Source organism: Streptococcus sp. (genome assembly GCF_032481935.1).
Classification (GTDB): Bacteria; Bacillota; Bacilli; order Lactobacillales; family Streptococcaceae; genus Streptococcus.
In genome coordinates this window covers 1-1,132 of the sequence record NZ_JAWERU010000097.1, presented here as the reverse complement: position 1 = coordinate 1,132, position 1,132 = coordinate 1, and the positions used below count along the sequence as shown (strand labels likewise).

1 protein-coding gene is annotated in these 1,132 nt (G+C 40.9%); it reads right to left on the bottom strand.

Annotated features, from left to right (window positions below; all coding sequences use genetic code 11):
• The coding region (locus E7C97_RS09505) for an IS30 family transposase (RefSeq protein ID WP_316109078.1) at positions 1 to 1,020 on the bottom strand (1,020 nt) is incomplete at its 3' end.
• Between the last annotated feature and the right edge of the window lie 112 nt (positions 1,021 to 1,132).

Sequence of the window (1,132 nt, the reverse complement as noted above, 5' to 3'; positions counted from 1 at the left end):
GCTATTGACATGTGAACAAACGAGATTGATGTCCTCTTGAGTTAAGTTGTCAAAGGAAGTTCCCTTAGGTAGAATGTCGCGAATCAGCGTGTGATTTTTCTCAATTCTCCCTTTCTGGTCAGAGCGATTAGGGTCACAAAAGAAGAGTTTTATTTCACCACGAATATCCATTTCGATGTCCTTAACCCTGGCAAACTCTCCTCCATTATCTGTCAGAATAACAGGAAAGAGTTGGAAGAAATCTTTGTCAGCTTCGTGAAGAGTGTTTTTGATGTCATAGAGGTGTTTGGTAACCTCAAGGGCAGTTTTATTCTCCAGAAGCCTAGCGAAGATAAAGTTACAGAAGGACAGGTTGAAGGTGAGTAGGACCTTGCCTCCAGTCCTGCCCATAACTGTATCCATTTCCAGCCAAGAGTTTAGTTGATTAAGTGCTAAATAGTTTTGGAAATCCTCATAGGAACGGCCTTTTTTCGCTTCTTTAGGGATGGAAGGTAGGTTACTTGTTCGTCTTTCTTTGAATTTAACGGCTCTAGTTAGATCAATAGGAGCGATAGACAGGTAACCTTTTCGGATGTGTCGATAGACGGTTGAGGAGCTGACATCAAGGTTATGAGTTTTGAGGATATGATAGATGTGTTGTCCCTTTTTAACCCCCTCAGAAATGATTTTATCCATGTCCCAGAAAGTTTGAGAATTGAGAGGAGTTCCTTCACGAGCTTCGACAAGAGTTTGTTCGTACTGCTTTTGAGCTTGCTTAGCGAGGTAGAAGATTTTCTGATAGCCACAGTTTTGTCTTCTTTTAGAGCACCCATTACAGACAAAGGGAGGTTTATCAAGTAGAGGGCAAGGAAGGTTGTTAGAGGTAGAGTCTCTAATTTGTTTGTTTCGTTTGACTTCTTTGGAAACAGTAGTTGGGTCTTTTAGAATAAGTTGCGCGATAGCTTTGAAGGTTTCACCGCGCTCTAAACCTAATTGGATATCATTACGGTCTGAAAGGGTAAGGTGTTTATGTTTGGTCATAGTAGGCCTCATTTCTACCACAAACGTCTCACACTTAATTCCACCATAAAAATCCGTTTTAGACTAATTTCCACTTTGGTCAGGAAAGTGGAAGTTACTTTGAGAAGTTACC